Origin of the sequence: Tessaracoccus sp. MC1679, assembly GCF_014164775.1 — a bacterium.
Taxonomy (GTDB): Bacteria; Actinomycetota; Actinomycetes; order Propionibacteriales; family Propionibacteriaceae; genus Arachnia.
Genome location: NZ_JACJGB010000005.1, coordinates 311,485 through 336,009 on the forward strand (window position 1 = coordinate 311,485; position 24,525 = coordinate 336,009).

The 24,525-nt window shown below is 68.0% G+C and carries 27 protein-coding genes; 14 read left to right on the forward strand and 13 right to left on the reverse strand.

Annotated elements, in window-relative coordinates; genetic code table 11:
- Positions 1-80: 80 nt before the first annotated feature.
- Genes H5398_RS10355 through H5398_RS10370 form a run of 4 tightly spaced genes read right to left on the reverse strand, consistent with a single transcriptional unit; the run spans position 81 to position 3,199 of the window.
- Complete coding sequence (locus H5398_RS10355) at positions 81-1,004, reverse strand: ABC transporter substrate-binding protein (protein ID WP_182799944.1); 924 nt, start codon at positions 1,002-1,004, stop codon at positions 81-83.
- 25 nt (positions 1,005-1,029) lie between these two features.
- Entirely contained in the window at positions 1,030-1,725 is a 696-nt protein-coding gene (locus H5398_RS10360; protein WP_182799945.1) for an ABC transporter permease, read from the reverse strand.
- Positions 1,722-2,393, reverse strand: a complete 672-nt coding sequence (locus H5398_RS10365) for an ABC transporter permease subunit (RefSeq protein WP_182799946.1) — start codon at positions 2,391-2,393, stop codon at positions 1,722-1,724. The genes H5398_RS10360 and H5398_RS10365 overlap by 4 nt, the downstream gene beginning before the upstream one ends.
- Positions 2,390-3,199: an ATP-binding cassette domain-containing protein gene (locus H5398_RS10370; protein ID WP_182799947.1), complete on the reverse strand. Its 810-nt coding sequence runs from the start codon at positions 3,197-3,199 to the stop codon at positions 2,390-2,392. The genes H5398_RS10365 and H5398_RS10370 overlap by 4 nt, the downstream gene beginning before the upstream one ends.
- Positions 3,200-3,262: 63 nt before the next feature.
- Here H5398_RS10370 and H5398_RS10375 point away from each other — a divergent pair, with 63 nt between their 5' ends.
- Positions 3,263-4,738, forward strand: a complete 1,476-nt coding sequence (locus H5398_RS10375; protein ID WP_182799948.1) for a CYTH and CHAD domain-containing protein — start codon at positions 3,263-3,265, stop codon at positions 4,736-4,738.
- Between the two features lie 29 nt (positions 4,739-4,767).
- On the opposite strand, the gene H5398_RS10380 is transcribed toward H5398_RS10375, so the two are convergent.
- Positions 4,768-5,670 carry a TIGR01777 family oxidoreductase gene (locus H5398_RS10380; protein ID WP_182799949.1) on the reverse strand — a complete coding sequence of 301 codons (903 nt, stop codon included), beginning with the start codon at positions 5,668-5,670 and terminating at the stop codon, positions 4,768-4,770.
- 141 nt (positions 5,671-5,811) lie between these two features.
- On the opposite strand from H5398_RS10380, the gene H5398_RS10385 reads away from it, so the two are divergent.
- The 3 genes from H5398_RS10385 (at position 5,812) to H5398_RS10395 (ending at position 7,229) form a co-directional block, all read left to right on the forward strand.
- Positions 5,812-6,525 carry a sigma-70 family RNA polymerase sigma factor gene (locus H5398_RS10385; protein ID WP_182799950.1) on the forward strand — a complete coding sequence of 238 codons (714 nt, stop codon included), beginning with the start codon at positions 5,812-5,814 and terminating at the stop codon, positions 6,523-6,525.
- Between the two features lie 113 nt (positions 6,526-6,638).
- Positions 6,639-7,055 carry a CsbD family protein gene (locus H5398_RS10390; RefSeq protein ID WP_182799951.1) on the forward strand — a complete coding sequence of 139 codons (417 nt, stop codon included), beginning with the start codon at positions 6,639-6,641 and terminating at the stop codon, positions 7,053-7,055.
- Between the two features lie 30 nt (positions 7,056-7,085).
- On the forward strand, positions 7,086-7,229 hold the full coding sequence (locus H5398_RS10395) for a GPGG-motif small membrane protein (protein WP_182799952.1): 144 nt from the start codon (positions 7,086-7,088) through the stop codon (positions 7,227-7,229).
- A gap of 70 nt (positions 7,230-7,299) precedes the next feature.
- Here the strand turns inward: H5398_RS10395 and H5398_RS10400 are convergent, their stop codons facing one another.
- The 3 genes from H5398_RS10400 to H5398_RS10410 are packed head-to-tail and all read right to left on the reverse strand — an operon-like array spanning position 7,300 to position 9,751.
- On the reverse strand, positions 7,300-7,923 hold the full coding sequence (locus H5398_RS10400; protein ID WP_182799953.1) for a DsrE/DsrF/DrsH-like family protein: 624 nt from the start codon (positions 7,921-7,923) through the stop codon (positions 7,300-7,302).
- Positions 7,924-7,936: 13 nt separating this feature from the next.
- On the reverse strand, positions 7,937-8,254 hold the full coding sequence (locus tag H5398_RS10405; RefSeq protein ID WP_182799954.1) for a TusE/DsrC/DsvC family sulfur relay protein: 318 nt from the start codon (positions 8,252-8,254) through the stop codon (positions 7,937-7,939).
- A 9-nt stretch (positions 8,255-8,263) separates the two neighbouring features.
- The gene (locus tag H5398_RS10410; protein WP_182799955.1) at positions 8,264-9,751 is read right to left on the reverse strand and encodes an NAD(P)/FAD-dependent oxidoreductase; all 1,488 of its coding nucleotides are present in this window, start codon (positions 9,749-9,751) and stop codon (positions 8,264-8,266) included.
- Between the two features lie 302 nt (positions 9,752-10,053).
- Between H5398_RS10410 and H5398_RS10415 the strand changes: the two genes are divergently transcribed.
- A complete protein-coding gene (locus tag H5398_RS10415) occupies positions 10,054-10,749 on the forward strand; it encodes an alpha/beta hydrolase (RefSeq protein WP_182782788.1) in 696 nt (231 codons plus the stop codon).
- 81 nt (positions 10,750-10,830) lie between these two features.
- On the forward strand, positions 10,831-12,111 hold the full coding sequence (locus H5398_RS10420; protein WP_182799956.1) for an O-acetylhomoserine aminocarboxypropyltransferase/cysteine synthase family protein: 1,281 nt from the start codon (positions 10,831-10,833) through the stop codon (positions 12,109-12,111).
- A gap of 733 nt (positions 12,112-12,844) precedes the next feature.
- Here H5398_RS10420 and H5398_RS10425 read toward each other — a convergent pair.
- The gene (locus H5398_RS10425) at positions 12,845-13,024 is read right to left on the reverse strand and encodes a hypothetical protein (RefSeq protein ID WP_182799957.1); all 180 of its coding nucleotides are present in this window, start codon (positions 13,022-13,024) and stop codon (positions 12,845-12,847) included.
- Positions 13,025-13,108: 84 nt separating this feature from the next.
- Between H5398_RS10425 and H5398_RS10430 the strand changes: the two genes are divergently transcribed.
- From H5398_RS10430 to metW, 3 genes are read left to right on the forward strand one after another with little or no spacing between them, the layout of a single operon-like run.
- Positions 13,109-13,822 carry a VIT1/CCC1 transporter family protein gene (locus H5398_RS10430; protein WP_182782791.1) on the forward strand — a complete coding sequence of 238 codons (714 nt, stop codon included), beginning with the start codon at positions 13,109-13,111 and terminating at the stop codon, positions 13,820-13,822.
- A 29-nt stretch (positions 13,823-13,851) separates the two neighbouring features.
- Entirely contained in the window at positions 13,852-14,994 is a 1,143-nt protein-coding gene (locus H5398_RS10435; protein WP_182799958.1) for a homoserine O-acetyltransferase, read from the forward strand.
- Positions 14,991-15,593, forward strand: coding sequence for a methionine biosynthesis protein MetW (metW, locus tag H5398_RS10440; protein ID WP_182799959.1), 603 nt, complete (start codon positions 14,991-14,993; stop codon positions 15,591-15,593). Before H5398_RS10435 ends, metW begins: the two co-directional genes overlap by 4 nt.
- Here the strand turns inward: metW and H5398_RS10445 are convergent.
- Positions 15,583-16,473, reverse strand: coding sequence for a 5'-3' exonuclease (locus H5398_RS10445; RefSeq protein ID WP_255443661.1), 891 nt, complete (start codon positions 16,471-16,473; stop codon positions 15,583-15,585). The two genes, metW and H5398_RS10445, sit on opposite strands and share 11 nt — an antisense overlap.
- Before the next feature lie 53 nt (positions 16,474-16,526).
- Between H5398_RS10445 and lnt the strand changes: the two genes are divergently transcribed.
- From lnt to H5398_RS10460, 3 genes are read left to right on the forward strand one after another with little or no spacing between them, the layout of a single operon-like run.
- Complete coding sequence (lnt, locus tag H5398_RS10450; protein ID WP_182799960.1) at positions 16,527-18,041, forward strand: apolipoprotein N-acyltransferase; 1,515 nt, start codon at positions 16,527-16,529, stop codon at positions 18,039-18,041.
- Between the two features lie 36 nt (positions 18,042-18,077).
- The gene (locus H5398_RS10455) at positions 18,078-18,857 is read left to right on the forward strand and encodes a polyprenol monophosphomannose synthase (protein WP_182782795.1); all 780 of its coding nucleotides are present in this window, start codon (positions 18,078-18,080) and stop codon (positions 18,855-18,857) included.
- Positions 18,854-19,408 (forward strand): FxsA family protein, encoded by a 555-nt coding sequence (locus H5398_RS10460; protein ID WP_182782796.1) that lies wholly within the window; start codon positions 18,854-18,856, stop codon positions 19,406-19,408. Before H5398_RS10455 ends, H5398_RS10460 begins: the two co-directional genes overlap by 4 nt.
- Here the strand turns inward: H5398_RS10460 and H5398_RS10465 are convergent.
- Both H5398_RS10465 and H5398_RS10470 read right to left on the reverse strand, forming a co-directional pair.
- Positions 19,402-19,743: an RNA polymerase-binding protein RbpA gene (locus H5398_RS10465; protein ID WP_182782797.1), complete on the reverse strand. Its 342-nt coding sequence runs from the start codon at positions 19,741-19,743 to the stop codon at positions 19,402-19,404. The two genes, H5398_RS10460 and H5398_RS10465, sit on opposite strands and share 7 nt — an antisense overlap.
- A 58-nt stretch (positions 19,744-19,801) precedes the next feature.
- Positions 19,802-20,572, reverse strand: coding sequence for a glycerophosphodiester phosphodiesterase (locus H5398_RS10470; protein WP_182782798.1), 771 nt, complete (start codon positions 20,570-20,572; stop codon positions 19,802-19,804).
- A 57-nt stretch (positions 20,573-20,629) separates the two neighbouring features.
- Here H5398_RS10470 and pdxY point away from each other — a divergent pair, with 57 nt between their 5' ends.
- Positions 20,630-21,484: a pyridoxal kinase PdxY gene (gene pdxY / locus H5398_RS10475; protein WP_182782799.1), complete on the forward strand. Its 855-nt coding sequence runs from the start codon at positions 20,630-20,632 to the stop codon at positions 21,482-21,484.
- 9 nt (positions 21,485-21,493) lie between these two features.
- On the opposite strand, the gene H5398_RS10480 is transcribed toward pdxY, so the two are convergent.
- A complete protein-coding gene (locus H5398_RS10480) occupies positions 21,494-23,032 on the reverse strand; it encodes a UDP-N-acetylglucosamine 1-carboxyvinyltransferase (protein WP_182782800.1) in 1,539 nt (512 codons plus the stop codon).
- Positions 23,033-23,122: 90 nt separating this feature from the next.
- On the opposite strand from H5398_RS10480, the gene lpdA reads away from it, so the two are divergent.
- Positions 23,123-24,523: a dihydrolipoyl dehydrogenase gene (gene lpdA / locus H5398_RS10485; RefSeq protein WP_182782801.1), complete on the forward strand. Its 1,401-nt coding sequence runs from the start codon at positions 23,123-23,125 to the stop codon at positions 24,521-24,523.
- The last annotated feature ends 2 nt before the right edge of the window (positions 24,524-24,525 follow it).

The window sequence follows — 24,525 nt, forward strand, 5'->3', positions numbered from 1 at the left end:
ACAAGGCATGTGGGCCGATTAACGGACCTGTAACAGGAAGGCAACGCCCGGATCGAACGTGGGCCGCGGCGGGCGTTGCGTCAGGCGAGACCCTCCTCGGTCAGCCAGTCGGCGGCGATATCGGCGGCGGGAAGCTGCTCGGTCACGCTGCGGTTGTTGAGGGCGATGAGCTCGTCGGGGCTCATAGCGGCACTCACGCCGTCGATGATGGCGGCCGCCTCGGTGGTGACGTCGTCGCTGGCCAACGGCACGAGGTGCGAGGCCAGGAAGAGCCCTTCATTGTCCTCCAGCGAGACCAGGTCGTTCTGGGCGATGGACGGGTCCGCTGTGTAGACGATGGCCAGCTGGATGTCGCCGTCCTGGAGGGCCTTGACGGTGAGCGGGCCGCCGCCGTCCTCGATGGGCGTGAATCCCACCTCGAGGCCGTACTTCTCGGCCAGGCCCAGCGGGCCGTTGGGGCGGGTCTCCGCCTCTGAATTGGCACCAAGTGTCAGAGGTGTGGTCACGTTCGCGAGATCAGCGATGGTGGCAAGATCCCATTCCTCGGCGAAGGCGCGGGTGACCACATAGGAGTCCTGATCCGTGGCATCGGACTGTGCCAGAACGCGGAGCCCGTCGGGGACAACCTCCTGCAGTTCGGCGAAGACATCCTCGGACAGGCGGGCCTCGGAGTCCGGCGCCCAGTACTGCAGGAGCGGCCCCGTGTAGTCGGGGAACAGGTCGATGGTGCCGGCCTCGATCTCCGGCAGGTAGGCCTCCCGCTGGCCGATCCGGAGCTGGCGGTCCACCTCGAAGCCGCCCGCCTCGAGCGCCTGCGCGTAGATCTCCGCGACGATCTCATTGGAGTAGTAGTCCTGAGAGCCCACCACGATGGCGGCGGCGGGCTCCGTGGAGGCGCCGCTCTCCTCCGGCGGGTCTGTGGCCAGCGGATCAGCGCCGCCGCACCCGGCCAGGGCCAGTCCGGCGGCAAGGGGAACGACGAGGGAAAGGGCGAAGCGAGCCATGGTCAGGTCCTTTGTGTGGTGGAGGTCAGGTGATAACGGGTGATCGACGGGCGGAGGCTGTTGCGGGATCTGCGAGACGCAACGACCAGCGCTGGCAGGCAGCCAGCGCCAGTTCCAGGATGAGGGCCAACGCGATGACCACGATGGACCCGCCCAGCATCTGGGCATAGTCGCGGGTCTTCAAGCCGGCGAAGAGGTACCGCCCCAGGCCGTGGTCCGAGGTGTAGGCGGCGAGGGTGGCCGTGGCCACCACCTGAAGGGTGGCGGCACGGAGGCCACCGAGCATCACGGGCAGCGCGAGTGGCGCCTCGACGCGAAGCACCACCTGCGCCGGGCTGAAGCCGATGGCCGACGCGGCCTGGGGGATCGAAGGCTCGATGGCGTGGAACCCCGAGTACACGCCCGCCAGGAGCGACGGCACGGCAAGGACCACGAGGGTGAGGATGGGGGCCTGGAGGCCGATGCCCAGCCACAGCCCGAACAGTGTGAGGAGGCCCAGGGAAGGGATTGCGCGAGCGGCGCCCGTGACGGCGCCGACGGCGGCCGCGCCGCGCCGCGAGTGACCGACGATGACACCCGCGGGGACCGCGATCAGCGCAGCCAACGCCACGGCGACCACAGTGATGGCAAGGTGCTCGCCGGCGCGGACGGGAATCCCGCCGGCGCCGCGCCAGTTGGCGGCGTCACCCAACCAGGCCAGGGCCTGGAGAAAGAGACTCATCGCCGCACCTCCAGCGCGGCCGCAGGGCGGCCGCCCGAGGCACGGGTCCACGGTGTGAGTGCGTGGCCGGCCACGATCAACAACCCATCCAGCAGGAGTGCGAGCAGCACGGTCAGCACAACGCCCGTGGCCACCTCGGCGACGATGCCGCGCTGGAACCCGTCGGTGAGAAGCGTCCCGAGACTTGGCACGCCGATCAGGGCCCCGATGGTCACCAGGCCCACGGTCGACACGGTCATCACCCGGATCCCCGCCAGGATCACCGGCGTCGACAGGGGAAGGTCCACCCGCCAGAAGACGCTCGACGGGGAATGGCCCACCGCCACCGCCGCATCGCGGACCCGCTCATCGACCGAGCCGAAACCGTCGGCGACACTGCGCACCAGCAGGGCCACACCGTAGGCACTCAGCGCGGCGATCATGGTGGCCGCTGAGCGGAGGGGGGTGCCGAGGATGACAGGAATGACGATGAGCAGCGGAAGCGCAGGCACCGCGTACAGCAGGCTGGCGGCCGCGAGCAGTGGGCCGCCGAGGCGGGGCCGGCGGAAGGCCAGCCGCCCCAGGGGCAGCGCCACGAGAATGCTGATCAGCACAGCAGGCAGGGTGAGCAGCAGGTGTCCGATCGACAGCTCAATGACCTGCGGCCAGTTGTTCACCAGCCAGGTCACTCGATGATCCCCACTGCCCGGCCCTCGGCATCCACCGCGACCCTGCGGCCCTGCACCACGTCCACTCGGAGTGTGCGGCTCCCGCGATCAGCCCCGATGAAGTCCCGCACGAAGTCGTCAGCGGGGGCCAGCATGATCTCGACGGGGGTACCGCGCTGCGCGATCTGCGCCTGCGGCCGCAGCACCACCACCTCGTCGCCCAACCGGAAGGCCTCGTCCACGTCATGGGTGACGAACACGATGGTCTTGCCCAGTTCGGCTTGAAGGCGGAGCAGTTCGTCCTGCAGCTCGCGCCGCACGATGGGATCCACGGCCCCGAAGGGCTCGTCCATGAGCATGATGTTGGGATCCGAGGCCAGCGCCCTGGCCACGCCCACCCGTTGCTGCTGCCCGCCGGAGAGCTGTGACGGATAGCGTCCGGCCAACGCCGGATCCAGCCCGACCCGCTCCAGTAGCCCGATGGCCTGGGCGCGGGCGTCGCGACGTGTGGCGCCCGTCAGCATCGGCACCGTGGCCACGTTGTCCGCGACCGTGCGGTGGGGGAGGAGCCCGCCACTCTGAAGGACGTAGCCGATGGATCGGCGAAGCCGGACCGGGTCCGCGTCGCGCACGTCTTCGTCGTCGATCAGAACACTCCCCGAACTGGGCTCCACCATCCGGTTGACCATGCGCATGAGCGTGGTCTTGCCGCTTCCGGAGGAGCCGAGAAGCACGACGCAACGATGCGAGGGCACCGTCAGGGAGAAGTCCCTGACCGCGACCGTCCCATCCGGGTAGAGCTTGGAGACGTCGCGAAACTCGATCACCCCGCCAGCTTATGAGCCACGCAAGGTCCTCCGGCGCGATCCGGCCACTAGGCTGGATGCCTGATGCGAATTGGTCGCGACGAGGCGGGCACGGCGTTCGAGCGGGAGCGCAAGTTCTCTCTGCCCGCTGGGGGAGCGCTGCCGGAGCTCGGCCTCCTGGGGCCGGTTTCGCCGATGCGTACGCTCCGTTTGAGGGCCGAGTACTTCGACACCCCAGCTGGAGCCCTCGCGCGCGCCGGGGTCACCCTCAGGAGGCGCACCGGCGGCGAGGACGCCGGTTGGCACCTCAAGACGCCCGGCCCACACGGATCCAGGCTCGAGCACAGTCTCCCGCTCGCGGCCCCGTGCAGGGTGCCGGCATCCCTGCGCGCCACTGTGGCCGAGGTCGTGGGCGAGGATCCGCTCCTGCCCGTTCTGCTGCTCCGGACGAGGAGGCGGATCACGCACCTTTTCGGTGAGAGCGGCCGGATACGTGCGGAGGTGGCGGTTGACCGGGTGCGGGCGCGTCCGCTGGGCGAGCCGTCCGATGGGGCCCGTTCCTGGTGCGAGGTGGAGGTGGAACTCGCCACGGGTGAACCTGAATCCACCATGGATGAAGTGGCCTCGCTGCTCCTGCGCTCGGGACTGCGGCCCGCGGTGCACGCGTCCAAGGCTCAGCAGGCGCTGGAATCCGGAGCCGGGCGGGGCACCTCCCGCGACACCGCCGCACACGCGGTCACAGCGGAGCTCGCACGGCACTTCGGCCAGTTCCAGGCCTTAGACACAGCGCTCGTCACGCATGAGGACGACGCTGTGCACCAGGCGAGGGTCGCGCTGCGCCGGCTCAGAAGCATCCTCACGGTGTTCGGCCGAACCCTCGCCGCGCCGGATCTGCCGGGGCTGGTGAGCGAGCTCAGATGGGCAGGCGTCCTCCTGGGTGGTCCCCGGGACACCGAGGTCATCCTCGCCCTCATCGACGAACTGGCCGGCGAGGTCGGGCTCGGCGTAGACGATCGCGCCCGGATCCGTGTCGACCTGGCGCGGCGCCACGACGACGCGCGCGGGCTGCTGCTCAATTCCATGGCAACCCCCCGGTGGGACGCGCTGCACGAGCGCATGATCGGCCACCTGCTGCGGGTGAAGGCCTCCAGATCCGGGAGGAGGGATGCCCCCCTCGAGTTGCGGCGCCTGGCCGATCGGGCAGACGACCGGGTCCGACGACGCCGTCAACTGGCGCAAGCCAACCCGTCCGACGTGAGCCTGTGGCATGACGTCCGCAAGGCCGCCAAGGCCGCCCGCTACGCGCACGATGTGGTGGCCGGACTCGCTGGTTCCCGTTCCGCGGACGAGGAGAGCGCCTCCGCCTGGAAGGACGTGACCTCCGCGTTCGGCGATGTTCAGGATCTGGTGATCGCCCGGCAGGAGGTGGGCCTCCTGGGCGGCCCCAGCATCGGCACGATGCTGGACCTTGCCGATCGCCGGGCGGACACGGCACTGGCGGAGGCCAGGGCTGCGCTGAGCGTCGCACTCACTGCGAAAGCGCCGGACCGGACCCCCTGAGCCGGACGAACGGCCCGTCGTCGGCCCGATCAGCGCGCCTCGAGGGCCGCCTCAACCGCCTCCTCGACGGTGCGGTGCCGGAACTCGAATCCGTCGGCAAGCAGCCTCGCCGGGCGCACGTCGGCATCCGAGGTCATCAGGGACTCGGCAGTATCCCGCCCCAGAAGGGTCGTGAGGGCGAACTCAGGGGCGGGGATCAGGAAGGGACGGTTGAGGCGCCTCGCCAGGAACCGCCCCAGATCATTGGCCGTGGCAGGCGTGGGACCGGCCAGGTTCACCGGCCCGCCGAGGTCGTGGTCGATCACGTGCCGAATGGCCCGGACCTCGTCGTCGAGGGAGATCCACGGCCACACCTGGGTGCCGCGGCCGATGGGACCGCCCAACCCCAGGCTGGTGAGGAGGATCAGGGGCTTCAGCAACGCCTCGGGGTGCACGAGGGGAGCCGTCCGCAGCATGGCCACCCGCGCGTCGGGACCGACGAGGGCCGCCTCCGCCTCCCATGCGACGCACAACCGCGCCAGGAAGGTGTCTCCGGAAGAAGATGCCTCGGTGAGCACCTGTCCTGGAACTGAGCCGTAGTAGCCCACGGCCGAGGCGGAGATCAGCGCCGGCCCGCCAGGGCCCACTTCCCTGACGGCTGTGGCCGCTGCACGGGTTGGAATCAGGCGCGATTCCCAGAGCGTGCGCCGGTAGCTCCTCGTCCACGGGAGCCTGCCGATGCTCGCTCCGTTGAGCACCACCAGAGCGCGCGCGCCCTCGAGGAGGCCCGGATCAAGAGGCTCCTCGCCCTTGAGCCATTGCGCCTCGCCCGCATTACGAGGCGTGTGGCGCACCAGCGTCGTCACCTCGACGCCATCCGCCCGGAGGGCCCGGACCAATGCGCTCCCGATCAGCCCTGAAGCCCCCGCGACCACCACCTTCTGCGCTTTCATGCCAAACCTCCCATGGGCAGAGCCTGCCACTTTTCATTCCGAATTGCTTGCCAAATGTGAGGACCCGTGCGAAGGTGAGCACAGACAGAGCGGTTCAAACCACGTGCCGACTCCGACTCTTCCGTAAAGGTGAGTTGACTCATGGCAACTGTCCACACCCTCGCAACCCCAGCAATCACTGAGCGCGACAAACGCGCTGTGGAGCTCCTTCGGCGGCTGGGCGCCGAAACCTCCGACACCGCCCGTCAGAGCCTTCTCGATGAGGTGGTGATGATGCACCTGGATCTCTGCGAGGCGCTCGCGCGGCGCTACGCCAATCGCGGGCTCGATCTCGACGACCTGATCCAGGTAGCCCGTGTCGGGCTGATCTACGCAGTCCAGCGCTTCCGCCCCGAGGCCGGCTCCTTCGTGCCGTTCGCGGTGGCCACCATCACCGGGGAGATCAAGAGACACTTCCGCGCCGGCTGGATGGTGCGTCCGCCCCGCCGCTTGCAGGAACTCCGCCCTGACGACGCCTCAGGCGGCGGAAACGGTGCGGGTGTGCGTGAGACGCTGGCTCTGGCCTTCCGGCCGATCTCACTCGACGCCCCCACCGGCACCGACGACAGCGCCCCCGGGCTGCAGCTCCCCGCCACCGACCACGACCTTGAGCTCATCCCGGACCTGATCACGCTGAACTCAGCGATGCGCCGACTCAGCCCGGTGGAGCGGAGGGTGTTGCATCTCCGCTTCGTCGACGATCTGCCCCAGGCCGAGATCGGCCGGCGTGTCGGCGTGAGCCAGATGCAGGTCTCCCGCATCCTGTCGCGCGTTCTCGGCGAGCTCAGGGACGAGATGGAGCCCGCGGCCGCGTGAACGGCCCGCTCCCGGAAATCCGGGTGTTTGAAACTCCGGGTATCGGGTACGAGGAGAGTGAGACGGCATCCGCACCCGCGTGGAGCCGATTCGGGAAAACCGAGGAGGGAATCATGGGAATCGAAGACAGCATGCGCAAGGCCGCCGACGAGGTCGCCGGTCGCGCCAAGGAGATGTGGGGCGACGCCACGGACAATGAGCGCCTTGAGGCCGAGGGTAGGGCCCAGCATCGGAGCGACGACGCAGGGCATGCCCATCACGACCTCGATGACACCAGCGTCGATCACCCGGACCACACCGCGGCGGGCGACCTGCGCAGCCATCGTGGCGACGACGGACCGCTGCGGGATGCACTCCGCGATGACATGGGCCAGGACAACGTCCGCGACGTTCTGCCTGACACCGCCACGGCCACGCCCGGCGACGACGGGACCCTTCGGGACAACCTTCGCGACGACATGGGCCAGGACCGTTACCACGACCCCGCGACTGCGGACCTGCGGGACACCCCCCGGCGCGATCAGATCTGACAACGACCTTCAACGAACAAGGAGTATGACATGGGAACCATCTTGTGGATCATCGCCGCGGTGCTTGTCATCGCCGGAATCCTCGCCATCGTCCGGAGCCAACTGGTGTGGGGCATCGTCCTGATCATCCTCGGCCTCCTGGTCGGACCTGGCGGCGTGAGCCTGTTCACCTGACCGAGACCAACCTGTTCACGGCGCCTGCCCACACCCGCGGGCAGGCGCCGTGAACAGTGACGGATGCGCCTCAGACAAAGATGACCTGCGCGCCCTCTGACAGCTCGATGAAGTCCGCGGCGCTGATCACGTCCTCCACTCCCTCGTACAGGTCCGACTGGGTGAGACCGTTCATGTCGAAGCTGAGCTTGCAGCCCCACAGGTGGCCCCCGGAGGCGACGATGATGTCGAGCATCTCGCGGACGCCCGGGATCTCCAGGTCGTCGAGTTGCTTGCGCATCATCTTGGTCGCCATCTTGGTCATACCGGGGATGGCGCCCATCCCAGCCCACACCGGCATGTTGGGCGCCATCGGCAGGTGCATCGCCGTGTTGCCGAGCATGGTGAACTTCAGATCGTCCATCGTGCGCTCGGTGACCAGGTCGAAGCCCCAGAAGGTGAAGAAGATGTGAGTCTCGACGCCCTCGCCCAGCGCGGCGTTGGCCATGATGAGCGCCGGGTAGGCCATGTCCAGGTTGCCCTTGGACGCGATGAAACAGATCTTGCGGGGGCGGTCTTCACCCGACGGCGCCGCCGCGAAGTCCGAGGGCTTCGCCTTGACTGGGGCGGCCTTCTGATCGGACGCGGCCGGGCTTGAGGTGGGGCGGGCGCCACCGAAGTCGGGGATGATGGGGGTGTCAGAAATCTCGGTCATTGGGCAGTCCTTCCTAGACGCAGCCCTTGGGCTTGGGCAGCCCAGCGATGTAGGACATCTTCTTGGCGGGTTTGCCGGGGAACAGCCTGAACAGCTGCTTCATGTCGAAACCTCCGACGCTGGCCACGCGGCGCAGCGTCGCGGTTTCCTTGCGGGCCGGGTAGTCGGCGCGCAGGAACTGCAGCACCTTCCAGTGCTCGTCGGTCAGCTCGTCGATGCCGGCATAGCCGGCGAGGATGGGGGCGAGGTCCTCGTCCCATTGCTTGTACTCGGTGAGAAAGCCCTCGTCGTTGACGTCGATGGCTCGGTCCCCGATGCGGGTGGTGGGCACAGGTTCTCCTTAGAACTTGGGGATGATGGGATCGGGCAGCACCGACGAGGGGTCGGCGGAGGAGTCGACGCCCGTGGTGGGCACGTACGCAGCCACCGGTACGGCGTCCCTGGCAGGGGAGGTGGGGCGCGACACCGGGCGCGGCGCGGACTTGCGGGGAGTGGTCGCGCGGGAGACGGCCTTCGCCGTCTTGGGCGCCTTCGAGGCGGGAGCGGCGTGCCCGCGCTTCCCGAGCGCCCTGAGGAAGAGGTCCTTGTTCGAGGTGCCTGAAGCGGCGCCCTCCACGTTCTTGCCCAGAAGGTGCATGTCCGTGGTGAAGGGGAGCGGGCGCCCGCGCAGCAGGAACTCCCAGTACACGAACCGGAACGCAAGCTTGGCCAGGTGGTTGGAACGCGACTCCCCCAGGAGTGTCATCGGCCCGACCCCTGGGAGCGGAAATCCCCCGGTGTAGGGCTGGGTGCCGTAGTTGAAGTCCAGCAGCATGCCCTTGCCGTGACCGGTCTCGATGAAGCAGTTGGCGTGCCCGTCGAAGTGATGGGGCAGCTCCTGTCCGGCGAGATAATAGGGCCAGTTCTCCATGAACACGTCCACAGAGAAGTGGGCCACCGAGCCGGCCTTCGATGTCTGCAGGGTGCCGCCGTCGCCGAGGACGAAGATGTCCGGATGCTCGAGGGAGCGCATGGTCTGCTGGTCACACGGCACGAGGTTCATGTCGTCGCCCAGCCCGGATCGGGCCACGTACTCGGCGCCGAAGTTCAGCGGGATCGAGACCAGCAGGTCGTAGGGGACGTGCCGATCGTCGAAGGAGACCAGCTCCTTGGCCTCGGTATCCACCCGCTCGACCGCGAAGTCCGCCTCAAGACGGATGTCGCGATCCTTGAACATGGTGCCCAGCTCGCGCGAGGCGATCGGCTTGGTGAAGGCGCCGTCCAGGGGGGTGACGTAGACGATCTCCACCTTCTTCCGCGTCTTCCGCTCGCGGAAGTAGGCGTCGGCGAGGAACGTGAACTCGAGAGGGGCGACGGGGCACTTGATGGGCATGTCCGTCAGGTGCACCACCAGCCGCCCGCCGCGGAACTCCTTGAACGCCTCCGCCAGGGCGATGGACCGCGGCAGGTCGTAGAAGTGGTGGACGTCGTCCGCGTCCGCGCCCGGGGTGAGGTCCGGCCTCGGCTCCACTCCCGTGGCGATGACGAGGGTGTCGTAGTCCAGCTCGCGACCGTCCGCCAGGTGGACGGTCTTGGCGTGAGCGTCGACCCTGTCGATCTCCGCCAGAACCAGTTCCACCCCATCGGGGATGAAGTGGTGCCGGGAGCGCACGATCTTGCCCTCGTCGTAGATGCCGAAGGGCAGGAAGAGGTACCCGGGTTGGTAGTGGTGGTCGTCGTCGCGATCAACGACGGTGATCTCAAGCTCCGCTGACGGGTACGCCGATCGCAGCTTGTTGGCGACCATGGTGCCGGCTGTTCCGCCGCCCAGGATGACCAGTCTCCTCATTGAGGCTCCTCCGAAGAAGTGGTGGTTCACATAGCCTATACGGGTTGGGGTATACGAAATGCAGGGGGGCCACTTCCTACGACCAGACGTAGGACTCCACGGGGACGGTCGCCACATCGTTTCCCTCGACGCGGTGATCGCGACGATGCGCCAGACCAGTCTTTGACATGCACAGTAAGAGCAGGGAGACCAGTGCGGGCGGGCTGGCCGTGAACGTCGTCGAGTGCTGAGGCACCCCCGATCCTGCCGAAACCGACACGACCCGCACCCGCCGGGCTAGCGTTCTTGGCAGGAGGTGGCCCATGGACATCATTCTCATCCCAGGCCTCTGGCTGGACGGCTCGTCATGGTCCCGGGTGGTGCCTTTCCTTGAGAGGGCGGGCCATCGCGTCGTGGCCCTGACCCCGCCGGGCCACGACGGACAGGATCCCGCCGCGGTGACCTACGGCGATCTGGTGGCGGCGGTGGTCACCGAGATCGACAATTCCGCCGACCACGTCATCCTCGTCGGTCACTCTGCCGGGTGCGCGGCGGCCTGGGCGGCCGCGGACCGACGGCCGGACAGGGTGGGCTGCGTGGTGCTGGTGGGCGGCTTCCCGATCCCGCACGGCTCGCCCATCCTGGACGGCTTCGAGCCCGTCGACGGCGTCCTCCCCTTCGTGGGGTGGGCCGCGTTCGACGGCCCTGACACCGCAGACCTCGACGAGTCCGCCAAGGCCGAGCTCGAGGGCCACATGACCCCGGCGCCAGGGCAGTACGCCCTGGGCATCCAGGAACTGAGCGACGACAGGCGCTACCGGATCCCCGTGGTCAACGTCTGCACCGAGTACTCCGCGGACGAGCTGCGGTCCTGGTCCGAGCAGGGCTTCGCCCCCGTCAGCGAGCTGCGCAAACTCCAGCACGCCGGTTATGTGGATCTGGAGTCCGGCCACTGGCCCCAGGTCAGCCGGGCCGGGGACCTTGCCGAGGTGATCCTCCGCGCCGCGACCGTGCGCTGACGGCGTAACGGACACCCTCCCCGGGAGTTTCGCGCGGCCACTAGTTTGGTGGGACAACACCTGGCCCACGAGGAGTCACCGATGACCTACCGCCCCGAAACGCTCGCCGTCCACGCCGGTCAGGAGACCGCTGATTCGGCCACGAACGCCCGCGCCGTGCCTATCTACCAGACCACCAGCTACGTCTTCGACGACGCCCAGCACGCCGCAGACCTCTTCGCCCTCGCCCGCCCCGGCAACATCTACACCCGCTTGATGAACCCCACCCAGAGTGTCCTCGAGGCGCGCGTCAACGCGCTCGAGGGCGGCGTCGGGGCCCTGGCCACCGCGTCCGGTGCCGCGGCGATCACCTACGCCGTGCTCAACCTCACCTACTCGGGCGACAACATCGTCGCGCTGTCGACGCTCTACGGCGGCACCTACGCGCTCTTCGCCCACACGCTCAAGCAGTTCGGCATCGAGGCCCGCTTCGTCGATCCAGGCAAGCCGGAGGAGCTGGCCCAGCACGTCGATGCCCACACCAAGCTGGTCTTCGGTGAGACGGTGGGCAATCCCGCGCTCAACGTCATCGATCTGGATGCCTGGTCCGAGGCGGCGCACGCCCTGGGCCTGCCGTTCATCGTCGACAACACAGTGCCCACCCCCCACCTCACCCGGGTGTTCGACCACGGCGTGGACATCTCGGTGCACTCCGCCACGAAGTACCTGGGCGGCCACGGCACCTCGCTGGGCGGAGTGCTGGTGGACTCCGGGCGCTTCGACTGGGCCGCGCACAGCGACCGTTTCCCCGGCCTGACGCAGCCGGATGCGGCGTACCACGGTGTGGTGTGGACCGACGCGGCCGGCCCCGCCGCCTACGTGATCCGGGCCCGCACCGTACTGCTGCGCAACACCGGCGCGGCGATCGCTCCCATGAACTCGTTCCTCCTGCTGCAGGGCATCGAGACGCTCCATCTGAGGATGGAGCGTCACAGCGAGAACGCGCTCGCGGTGGCCAACTTCCTGACCGCGCACCCCAAGGTGTCCTGGGTCAACTACCCGGGCCTCGAGTCCAGCACCACCCACGAGATCGCCACGCGCATCCTCAAGGGCGGCTTCGGTGGCCTCGTCTCGTTCGGCGTGCAAGGTGGCCGCGAGTCCGGCACCCGGCTGGTGGAGGCTCTGGAGTTGTTCAGCCACCTCGCCAACATCGGCGACGCGAAGTCGCTGGCCATCCACAACGCGTCGACCACCCACTCGCAGCTCTCCGACGAAGAACTTGCCTCCGCAGGCGTGCCGGCCGAGATGGTGCGGTTGTCCGTGGGCATCGAACACATCGACGACATCCTGGCGGATCTCACCCAGGCGTTGGACCGAATCTGAGTGAGTCGCGGGAGTGGGGGCGGGTACCGTTCCCGCAGAAGGCCACCTACCCGCTCCCTGAGGAGGGCCGCCCGCGCGGCGTGGCCCGTCCTTTCGCTCCCTGAGGAGGGCCGCCCGCGGAGCGGCGTGGCCCGTCTCGAAGGGTTGCGACTGCCACCTTCATGCGGATCTCGTGGTCGGGTGCGGGGAGCCGTGAGTCGATGTCCGGGCGGCCGTTGTCCAGGGTCTCGATGTCTCGGCCGTCTGGGTCGGTGGTCGGGTTGTGGAGGCCGCCCGGGCATCGTCTCGCGTCTCCCCGCACTCGTCCTCCCTGTGGCGTTGCCAGGTCCCGGGCGTGGGCCGGCAGGACGGCGTTGGGGTCGGGTCTGCTTGGGCGGGATGCCGGTTGGGTGATCCTCGGGTTGGGCACCGCTGCGCAGTGCCGCCCTGCCGTTCCTCACCCTTGTGTCTATGTGCGGTTATCGACCCTTCGAGACGTCCTGCGGTCGCTTCGCGACGCGGGACCCTCAGGGACCGAGCTCAGGCTGCGGCCTGTCTAGCGGCGTGACCCGTCCAATCCGTCGCCTGAGGAGGGCCGTCCGCGGAGCGGCGCCGGCCGTCATTTCGCTCCCTGAGGAGGGCAGCCCGCGAAGGGGCGCCGGCCGTCTCGAAGGGTTGTATCTGGACCTGACCAGCAATCCCTGACCCACTGAGGCGGCTGCCCTGGCACCGGTGGGCCAACCTGAGAGGACCGCTAGTGCTGGGTCGGCGTCGACTGCTGGTGACGCCGATCCGCCTCGATGTCCTCCTCGGCGATCGAATGGTCGGAGGAGTGCAGATGCTCCCCGCCGTCCGGCCCGTCGGTCTGGCGTCGGGTGAGCTCGCTGTCGTCGACGACGGGGGTGTCGTCGGGGTTGGTGACCGGGTCGCTCATTGGTCCTCCTAGGCGTGCGATCGTGCTTGTCAGGGTAGCCTTTCCTGCATGGACTCGCCGCCGAAACGGGTGTCGAATAATGACATGAGTCTGACCGTCGCCCCGAACCCCGTCGAGTCGGCTGAGCTGTCCGGCCGGCTGAACTGGCTGCGCGCCGGTGTCCTCGGCGCCAATGACGGCATCGTGTCCATCTCGGCCACCGTGGTGGGTGTCGCGGCCGCGACCAGCACCGTCACCCCTGTCCTGCTCGCCGGTGTCGCCGCGGTGGTGGCAGGGGCCATCTCGATGGCGTTGGGCGAGTACGTCTCGGTGTCCAGCGCAGCGGATTCGCAGCGCTCGCTGATCGCGTCCCTGCGCATCCTCCTGACCTCCGATCGTCGCGCGGCCGACGAGGAACTCGTGGCCGCGTATCAGCGCCAGGGCCTCACGAAGGCCACTGCTGAGAAGGTGGTGGAGGAGATCGGCGAGGGGCACGCCGTGAAGGCCCACCTCTCCCAGCGCTTCCATCTGGCCGAGGACGAGATCGTCAATCCATGGCACGCGGCTCTGGCGTCGGCGGTCGCGTTCCTCGCCGGCGCTATTCTGCCGCTGCTGACGATCCTCCTCGCCCCCATCCCGCTGCGCATCCCGGTGACGGTGGTCGCGGTGCTGGTGGCGCTGGCCATCACGGGCGGGTTAGGCGCGAAGCTCGGCGGCGCGCCGGCCGGCCGTGCGGTGCTCCGAGTCGTGACGGGCGGGATGCTCGCGCTGGCCACCACCTACTCGATCGGCCTCCTCCTGGGCGTCTCCGGTCTCTGATCTCCTCCGGGTTGCGCAACAATGGGGGCGTGAACGGCCCCCTCGGAACCAGCCTCGGAGTGGTGGAGACGTCGTCGATCCGGGTCTTCGACCCGGATCGCCCGCTGATCCTCCGCAGCGGCGCCACGCTGGGCATCGTCGATGTGGCCTACGAGACCTACGGCACCCTCAACGCTGAGCGCAGCAACGCCGTCTACATCTGTCACGCGCTCACCGGCGACGCCCACGCGGCCGGATATCACGAGGGCGAGACCCGGCCGGGCTGGTGGGACACGATGATCGGCCCCGGCAAGCCCATCGACACGAACGTCTGGTTCGTGGTCTGCTCCAATCTCCTGGGTGGCTGCCAGGGCACCACGGGTCCGTCGTCGACGAACCCGGAGACGGGCGATCCCTACGGCCTGGACTTCCCCCTCCTGGACATGGCGGACTTCGTCGAGGTGCACCGCGGCCTCGCCCGGCACCTGGGCATCGAACGGTTCGCCGCCGCCGTGGGCGGCTCGCTCGGCGGCATGCAGGTTCTCCAATGGGCGATGACCCATCCCACGGAGCTGGGCCGAGCACTGATCTTCGCCGCCTCCTCACGGCTCACCGCCCAGAACATCGCGTTCTCCGCCGTGGGGCGGCAGGCGATCATGCGCGACTCGCACTTCCTGGACGGACGCTTCCTCATTGCGGGGACCTCACCCCGCAAGGGGCTCTCCGTGGCCCGGATGATGGCCCACATCACCTACCTCTCGGAGACCGGATTCGAGGAGAAGTTCGGGCGGACCGCCCAACGCGGCGAACTCGCCAAGAACTTCGGCGTGGACTTCGCCGTCGAGAGCTACCTCGAGCATCAGGGGGAGCGGTTCCTCTCACGATTCGATGCCCTCAGCTACCTCTATCTCACCCGGGTGATGGACTACTTCGATCCCTTCGCGGATGAGGACGCCCTGGCGGCGCTCATCGACGATCCGGTCCGCTTCCTCATCGTGAGCTTCGACACTGACTGGCGATTCTCCACCGAGCACTCCCGCAGGATCGTCAGGCATCTGGAGGGCGCCAAGCTGCCCACCTCGTTCCGGGAGATCGCCTCCCGGTGGGGCCACGACTCGTTCCTCCTGGACGTCCCCGATTATCACGCCACGGTGCGGGCCTACCTGGAGCGCGCCGCGGAGGAGTTGGTATGAGCGACACCCTGCGGCCGGACCTGTGGCTGATCACCAAGCTGATCCCCGAAGGCTCCCGCGTCCTGGATCTCGGCTGCGGCGACGGCGAGCTGCTGCGCCTGCTCACGCTCAAGGGATGCTCCGGGACCGGCGTCGACATGGATCCGGGCAACCTGGTGGCCGCGATGCGCAGCGGCGTCGACGTGATCCAGCTCAACCTCGACACGCAGCTGGGGGAGTTCGGCGACGACAGCTACGACTTCGTCGTCCTCTCGCGGACGCTGCAGACCGTGCGCAAGCCCCGCGAGGTCCTACGGGAGATCGGCCGGATCGCCGTCCATTCGGTGGTCTCGATGCCCAACTTCGCCCACTGGCGCAACCGGCTGCGGCTGCTGTCGGGGCGGATGCCGATGTCGCGCGACCTGCCGTTCGAGTGGTACGACACCCCGAATCTGCACCACTCGTCGCTGCCGGACCTGGAGCCGCTCTTCGCCGGGCTGGACATGGTGATCGATTCACGCATCGCGCTGGATGCCTCGGGAAGGGCACGACGGCTGGGCAACGTGGCGGCCAACCTGCTGGCCAGCTCGTCGCTCTACGTGCTGCACGCTAAGCGATGAGCGCCCGGATCCGGGTCGCGGCGCCGCCGAGCGCCAGGTTCTCGGCCAGGGCATCCCACCGCTGATCGTCCACGGGGGAGCGGGTCAGGTCCGGCATCGGGAGCGTGTCGACGCAGGTCACCACCTCGCGTGCCCTCGCCAGGTAGTCGACGTCTGCCAACAGCTTGGAGCGCACCGACGGCGACATGCCTGAGCCCGGGTCGACGGCGGCCGCGACCATCGCCTCCAGGGAGGGGTAAGCGGCCACGAGCGTGGTGGCACTCTTCTCGCCGATGCCCTTGACCCCAGGGAGCCCGTCGGAGGGGTCACCGCGCAGGACGGCGAAGTCCACGTACCTCTCCGGAGCCAGGGCGTACTTCGCCGCCATCCACTCCGGCGTGACCAGCTCGTGACTGGCCACCCCGCGCGCCACATAGACAACGCTCGTGTGGTCGTCGACGAGTTGGAAGAGGTCGCGGTCCCCGGTCACCACCAGACTCGTGCCCGCATGCTGACGGGCCAACGAGGCCAGCACATCGTCGGCCTCGTGCTGCGCCACACCCACGACAGGGATGCCCAACGACTCGAGGCAGTCGCGGATCAGCGGCACCTGCCGGCTCAGGTCGTCGTCAACGAGCTCCGCCTCGCCGTCGGCCAACTGGACGACCCGGTGTGCCTTGTAGCTCGGGAGCAGGTCCACCCGCCAGTCGGGTCGCCAGTCGTCGTCCCAGGCGCACACAAGGCTGTCCGGGGCGTACTGGTTGGCGAGACGCGCGATGAAGTCCAGCGTGCCCCGCACCGCGTTGACCGGCCGCCCGTCGAGGGCCCGGAAGGTGGAGGGCACCCCGAAGAACGCCCGGAAGTACAGGTAGGACGTGTCGAAGGCCATCAACGTGCTCATCCCGCCATCCTGACACAGTGTCCTCAGACCCGGGCCGGGTACTCTTGGGCCTCGTGATCACCCGCCCGCCGCTGCCGTTCCTGGTGTCCGCGGCGCTGGCCGTCGGGTCCGGGCTGCTCACCGGCGCGGGACAGGCGCCGATGGGGATCTGGCCGGCGACACTGATCGGCGTGGCGCTGTTCACCTGGCTGATGGTGGATCGTCGGCCCCGCTCCGCCTTCGGCCTCGGCTACCTCGCCGGCCTGGCGATGAACACGCTGACGGTGTCCTGGATCTCGGTCCTGGGGGTGGGCGTGGGCGTGGCGTTGGTGGCGTTCCTGTCGCTGTGGTGGGGGGTGCTCGCGCTCGCGGTGTCGTGGCTGCTCAAGCTCCGCGCATGGCCGCTCCTGGTGCCCGCCGCGTGGGTGGCGGTGGAGTACGTCTCCGGCAAGGTGCCGTTCGGAGGATTCTCCTGGGCGCGGCTCGGCTACACGACGGTGGACCAACCCATGTCGGGTCTGCTCGCCTGGGTGGGCGTCACCGGGGTCGGCTACCTGGTGGCGTTGGTGGCGCAAGCGCTTCTTCTGGCCTGGTCGTCGCCCAGCCGGCGGACGGTGGCGCTGGCGGGGGTCGCCGGTGTATTCGCGCTGGGGGGACTCGCGCACCTGGTGCCGCAGTCCGAGCCGGTCGACGAGGTGAAGGTGGCCATGGTTCAGCCGGCCGTCAACCGGGCTGAGAAGGGCACCGGCACCTACGCCCGCTCCGTCACCAACAATGCGCTCAGCGAGACCATCTTCGCGCTTTCCGAGGCCCGCGTGGGCGGCCACGAGGTTGACTTCGTGTTGTGGCCCGAGAACGCCACCGATGTGGATCCGGAGGCCGACGCCGCCACGCGAGGCCTCGTCGAGCTCTCCGTGCGGCTGGCTGGGGCGCCCGTCTTCGTGGGGGCCGTCACCGACGGGCCGGTACCGGACTCGCGTCAGACCTCCAGCATCTGGTGGCATCCCGACACCGGTCCGGGTGCCGTCTACCACAAACGAGACCTGGTTCCCTTCGGCGAATGGATCCCCTTCCGCGACGTCCTGCTGCCCCGGCTCCCGATCCTTGAGCAGATCGGCCGGCAATCGATCCCGGGGGAGGGGCCCGGAGTGGTGTCGGCCCCCACGGAACGGTTCCCGGACCTCGTGGTAGGCACCATCATCTGTTTCGAGCTGGCCTACGACGACACCTCCTACGACCTGGTCCGGCACGGGGCGCAGGTGGTCGTGTCGCAGTCCAACACCAACACCTACGCCGGCACGTTCGAGCCGCACCAGCAGCTGGTCATCAACCGCGTCCGGGCGATGGAACTGGGCCGCGAGGTGGCGGTCTCCACACTCAACTCGCTCTCCGCGGTCGTCGACACCCGTGGGCGCGTGCAGGAGGTCACCGCCGAATACCAGGCGGACAGCGTGCTCACCTCCCTCCCGCTGCGCACCAACGTCAACCTCTCGGTGCTGCTCAGCCCCTGGCTGGCGTGGGTTGCCGTGGCAGCAACCGCCGGTGGCATCGGCGCCGCCCTGGGGCCGCGCCGAGGTAGGGCCCGGTAGCATGGCAGAGACACCACAACAGGAAAGAAGTGTTCCATGACCAGTCAGGACGCGCTCGAGCGAGTTCTCGTGATCATCCCGACCTACAACGAGTCACAGAACATCGAGAGCATCGCCACCAGGATCCGCCGGGCCGTCCCGCAGGCCCACATCCTCGTCGCGGACGACAACTCCCCGGACGGCACCGGAGCTATTGCGGACCGGCTGGCGGAGGCCGACGAACAGATCCACGTGATGCACCGCAAGGGGAAGGAAGGCCTGGGCGCCGCCTACCTGGCCGGTTTCCACTGGGGCCTCGACGAGGGCTTCGGCGTGCTGATCTCGCACGACGCCGACGGCTCCCACCAGCCCGAGGAGTTGCCGAGGCTGCTGCGCGCCATCAGCGCGGGCGCGGACATGGTCAAGGGCTCGCGCTGGGTCAAGGGCGGCTCTGTGGTCAACTGGCCGAAGTCGCGCGAGTTCATCTCGAAGGGCGGCTCGCTGTGGACGCGCCTGTGGCTGGGCATCCCGGTCAAGGACGCCACCGGCGGCTTCAACGCCTACCGGGCGTCCACGCTGCGCGGCATCAGCCTCGATGAGGTGGCCTCGGCCGGGTACTGCTTCCAGATCGACCTGGTGTGGCGAGCCCTCAAGGCCGGCTTCACCGTCGTCGAGGTCCCGATCGAGTTCGTGGAGCGGGAGTTCGGGGATTCCAAGATGAGCCGCAGCATCGTGATCGAGGCGTTGATCCGGACCACACTCTGGGGCATCGACCACCGGCTGGGTCAGCTCACCGGGGGCGTCAGGCGTGCGATCACCGGCCGAAAGGCCGCGTGAGCGCCGTGGATCCGCGCAAGGGAGCCCTACGGCTCGCGCTCATGGGACTGACGGTCTTCGGCCTCGTCTTCGCGGAGATCGCCGCCATCCTGTGGGTCGCCGGCGAAATCGGTTGGTGGACGTTGGCTATCCTCTCGGCCACCACCGTGCTGGGCATCTACCTCCTTCAGCGTGAATGGCGGAAGGCCTGGGGCGCCCTGTCAGCGGCGCTGACCTCCGGGCAGCTGCCATCTGGCCAGTTGGCCGACGCATCGCTGGTGTTGATGGGCGGCGTGCTGCTCGTCGTGCCTGGCCTGCTCACGGACGTGGCCGGACTGCTTCTGCTGCTACCGTTCACGCGCCCCTTCATCCGGTCGGGCATCGCGTGGTGGGCCTCCAAGACGATGCAGCGCTCAGGCGCGGCGCCCACCGTCATCCGAGGCGACGTGGTGACCGAAACGGTGACCTGGATCCCGGTCATCGACCCGTCGAGCAACGAAAACGACACGATCCGCGGGGAGGTCGTCGAGGACGACCGGCCCGCGGACCGTGATCGGGGAAAGGGTCAGTAGATCCTGTCGGACTCGCGCAGCTTGGTCAGCTGCTCGTTGAGGATGTCTTCGAGCTCCGGGATCGAGCGACGCTCCCGCAGCATGTCCCAGTGGGTGCGTGCCGGTTTGGTCTGCTTCTCCTCGCCCACCACACCGTCAGAACGCACCGCGATCGATCCACACTTCTTGCACTCCCACTCGGTGGGGAGTTCCGCTTCCAGGGCGAAGGTCACCGTGAAATGGTGATCCTTCGGGCAGTCGAACGCCAGCTTCCGGCGCTCGGCGAATTCGATGCCCTGCTCGTCTTCGAACGTCTTGGAGCCCAGCCCCATGCCGCGCAGCGCACGATCAGCCATGTTTGCCTCCTTCGTCTGCTTCACCAACGAACCGGGGCGCCGATTCGTTCCTCAGCCGTTATCGAGTAGACCACATCCCCCGAGCCCGGAGAACCTCTTTGAGCAAATCCGGCCGATCCGTGACGATGCCGTCGACGCCCCAGTCGATCAGACGGTGCATCGTAGTCGGCTCGTCGATGGTCCACACGTGGATCTTCCGTCCTGCACGGTGGATTCTGGCGATGTTCCGCGGTGTGACGATGTCCATCATCACCGGCCCGACCGGGTGGTTGAGCGGCACCTGGAACACGGGGCCGCCCAGCATGACGGCCGTCAGTGCCATGGCGGCCACGCCCGTGCGGGACACCGCCGTGGGGACCTGGGGGAGTATCGACCGGAACCGGCGGATGGCCGAACGGGAAAAGGAGCCCACGCAGACACGCCGCTCCGCGCCATGTCTGCGGATGCATTCGGCCAGGGGCACCACGGCCGTCACATGCTTGATGTCGATGTTGAAGCTGCACGAGGGAAACGTCTCGAACAACTCGGCCAACGTGGGGATCGGCTCGCGTCCGCCCACCCTCAGGCTCTGCAGCTCCTTCAACCGCAGGGACCTCAGCGAGCCGGCCTCATCCGTCACGCGGGAGACATCATCGTCGTGGAACGCGACGAGGTGGCCGTCGATGGTGGCGTGCACATCGGTCTCCAGATAACGGAAGCCGAGGGCGACGGCATTGGTGAAGGCGCGCACCGTGTTCTCGATGCCCAGGTTCGCGGTCAGCAGTGCACCGCCGCGGTGGGCCATCGGGATGAACTGGGGGGACAGGTAGTCCTCGTGCACACCGGCCATAGGGTGGCAGTTTAGTGTCCTGACTGTGGGTTTCGCTGCGAGTGCAAAGATGTGCCAATGACCACGGTTGTCTCCATCCAGTCCGCTGTCGCCTACGGCCACGCCGGAAACTCCTCCGCAGTCTTCCCGCTCCAGCGCGCGGGGGTCGACGTCTGGCCTGTCTACACCGTCAACTTCTCCAACCACACCGGCTACGGGGCGTGGCGAGGACCCCTGATCCCAGCCTCCGACGTGTGGGAGGTTGTGCAGGGAATCGACGAGCGTGGCGTCCTCGGTGTCGTCGACGCGCTGCTGTGCGGCTACCAGGGCACACCCGAGGTGGGGCAGGTCATCCTGGACACGGCCGAGCTGATCAAGGCGCAGAGCCCCGGGGCCGTCTTCTGCGCGGATCCGGTGATGGGCGACGTCGACCGGGGTTTCTATGCCCGGCCCGGGATCCCGGAGTTCTGGCGCGACCACGTGGTCCAGCGCGCCGACATCATGACTCCCAACCTGTTCGAGCTGGAGTTCCTCACGGGACATCCCACGCACACCACCGCGGACGTCCTCACAGCGATCGCGGAACTGCGAGCCCGCGGCCCTCAGGTGGTCGTCGTGACCTCGGTGGTGGGCTCCGACGCATCCGCGGACGCCATGCGCATGATCGGTGTCGGCCCCGACGGGGCGTGGCAGGTGGAGACCCCGGTCCTGGACCGCAAGTTCACCGGATCGGGTGACCTCACCACCGCCATGTTCCTGGCCCACTGGTTGCGCACGCGCGATGTGGGCGCCGCGTTGGGTGCCACGGCCTCGATCGTGTACTCGGTCCTCGAGGCCACCACCACCGCCGGGCACCCCGAGCTCCGCCTGGTGGATGCGCAGTCTGACATCGTGGCCCCGCGGCACGTGTTCGAGGCCCGTCGCGTGGGGTGAGCGAAGCCCTCAGTCGTCGGTGTCCGGCGTGCCCCAGAACACATTGATGCTCGCGCCCAGCTTGTTGAGCCTCTGGGGAAGATCCTCGTAACCCCGGTTGATCACATAGACGTCCATCAGGTTCGTGGTCCCGCGGGCCGCCAGGGCGGCCAGCAACAGGCAGACCGCGGGCCGCAGCGCCGGCGGGGACTCGACCTCGCGGGCCCGCCACTTGGTGGGGCCCAGGATCAGCAGCCGATGTGCGTCCATCAGCTGGATGTTGGCGCCCAGATCGGAGAGCTTCTTCAGGTGGATGGCCCGGTTGTCGTAGACCCAGTCGTAGATGACGCTCTGGCCCGTCGCGGTGGCGCAGATGACTGCGAAGAACGGCAGGTTGTCGATGTTGAGCCCCGGGAACGGCATCGGGTGGATCTTGTCCAGGGGGGCGGTAAGGTCCGACGGCTTGACCGTCACGTCGACAAGGCGTGTCTTGCCGTTGCGGCTGCGGTACTCCTCGGAGAGTTCCAGGCGTTGGCCCATCTCGTCCAGGATCGCGAACTCCACCTCGAGGAACTCGATGGGGCAGCGCCGCACCGTGATCTCCGACCTGGTCACGATTCCGGCGGTGAGCAGGCTCATCGCCTCGATCGGGTCCTCCGAGATGTGGTATTCGACGTCGGCCTCGATGTGCTCCTGACCCGTGACGGTCAGGGTGGTGGTGCCGACCCCCTCGATGGTGACGCCCAACTGCTGGAGGTAGAAGCACAGGTCCTGGACCATGTAATTGCCGGAGGCGTTGCGCAACGTGGTGATTCCGGGGGTGCGGGCGGCGGCCATGATGGCGTTCTCGGTGACGGTGTCTCCGCGCTCGATCAGGGTGATGGAGCGCTCCCCGTCCGGGATCTTCTCGACGACGGCGTGGTAGTTGCCCTCGGTCGCTTCAACTGTCAGGCCCATCTTGTGGAGCGCAGACATGTGCGGATGGACGGTTCGGGCACCCAGGTCGCAGCCGCCCGCGTACGGGAGGAGGAACTGGTCGAAGTCGTGCATCAGCGGTCCCAGCAGCATCAGGATACTGCGGGTGCGCTTGGCGGCCCGGGCGTCGATGTTCTCCGGCCTGAGTTCGGCCGGGCGGATGATCTCCAGGTCGTTGTCGCCGATCCAGGTGAGGTTCACCCCGATGGAGGTCAGCACCTCACTGATGCGGTCCACCTCCTCGATCCTGGCGATGCCCCGCAGGACCGTGCGGCCCTGATTGAGCAGGCTGGCGCACAGGATGGCCATGGCCGCGTTCTTGCTGGTCCGCACGTCGATGTCGCCCGACAGCTTTGTCGGGCCCTGGATCTCGAAGTTCACGTTGCCCTGAGTGGCCGTCTGGATCAACGGCATCTCGAGCGCCTCCGCCAGGCGGGTGATCATGCTGAGCGAGAGGTTCTGCTGCCCGTTCTCGATGCGGTGGACCGCGCTCTGGACGGTGCCCAGCTCGTCTGCCAGCCTCTGCTGCGACCATCCCCGGGCGAGGCGGGCCTCGCGGATCATGCGTCCGATGGACTTGCTCGTTGCGCTCATCGGGTCAGGTTATCTCACGGGTGAGATAGCGTCACAGGTTTGGAGAAGAGGGCAGCGGTGGGGTGCCACCAGGGCACTAGAGTGGGCGCCATGAGCTCTGAATATGACGTCGTCGTCCTCGGTGCCGGCCCCGGCGGTTATGTGGCCGCCATCCGCGCCTCCCAGCTGGGACTCAAGGTAGCCGTGATCGAGAAGCAGTACTGGGGCGGGGTGTGCCTCAACATCGGCTGCATCCCCACCAAGTCGCTCCTGCGCAACGCCGAACTGGCGCACATCTTCACCCACGAGGCGGACACCTTCGGCATCGAGGGGCAGGTGAGCTTCAACTACGGCAAGGCGTTCAAGCGCAGCCGTCAGGTCTCGGAGCGCATGACCAAGGGCATCCACTACCTGATGAAGAAGAACAAGATCACCGAGATCGACGGCTGGGGCACCTTCCTTGACGACCACCGGATCGAGGTGGCCGGCAACGACGGCCAGAAGCAGACACTCACCTTCACAAACGCCATCATCGCGGCCGGCGCCACCACGCGGCTGCTCCCGGGCACGCAGCTCTCCGCCAACGTCGTGACCTACGAGGAGCAGATCCTCGCCGACGACGTGCCGGGGTCGATCATCATCGGCGGCTCGGGCGCCATCGGCACCGAGTTCGCGTTCGTGCTCAGCCAGTTCGGCACGAAGGTGACCATCGTCGAGTACCTGGACCGGATGGTCCCCACCGAGGACGCGGAGATCTCCGCCGAGCTGGCCAAGGCATACAAGAAGCTCGGCGTCACCGTCCTGACCTCCACCAAGGTCGAGGGGATCGAAGACACCGGAACCGGAGTCAAGGTGACGGTCAGCCCCGCCGCCGGCGGAGAGCAGAAGGTCCTGGAGGCTGACCGGTTCCTCTCGGCCATCGGTTTCGCCCCCCGGGTGGACGGCTTCGGCCTCGAGGCCACGGGCGTGACGTTGACGGATCGCAAGGCGATCGCCATCGACGACTACATGCGCACCTCGGTGCCCCACATCTACGCCATCGGGGACTGCACCGGCAAGATGATGCTGGCCCACACCGCCGAGGCGCAGGGCGTTGTGGCCGCCGAAACCATCGCCGGCGCGGAGACCCATCCCATCAACTACGACATGATCCCGCGTGCCACCTACTGCCAGCCGCAGATCGCCTCCTTCGGCTACACCGAGCAGCAGGCCAAGGACAAGGGCTACGACGTCAAGGTGTCCAAGTTCCCCTTCGCCGCCAACGGCAAGGCGTGGGGTCTGGGGGAGGGGGTCGGCTTCGTCAAGATCGTCGCGGACGCCCGTTACAACGAGCTCCTGGGCGCCCACATGATCGGCCCGGATGTCACCGAGTTGCTGCCCGAGCTCACGCTCGCGCAGGCCTACGACCTCACGGCGGAAGACATCAGCCGCAACATCCACGCTCACCCCACGCTGTCGGAGGCCATCAAGGAGGCGGTGGAGGGCATCGCCGGTCACATGATCAACTACTGACA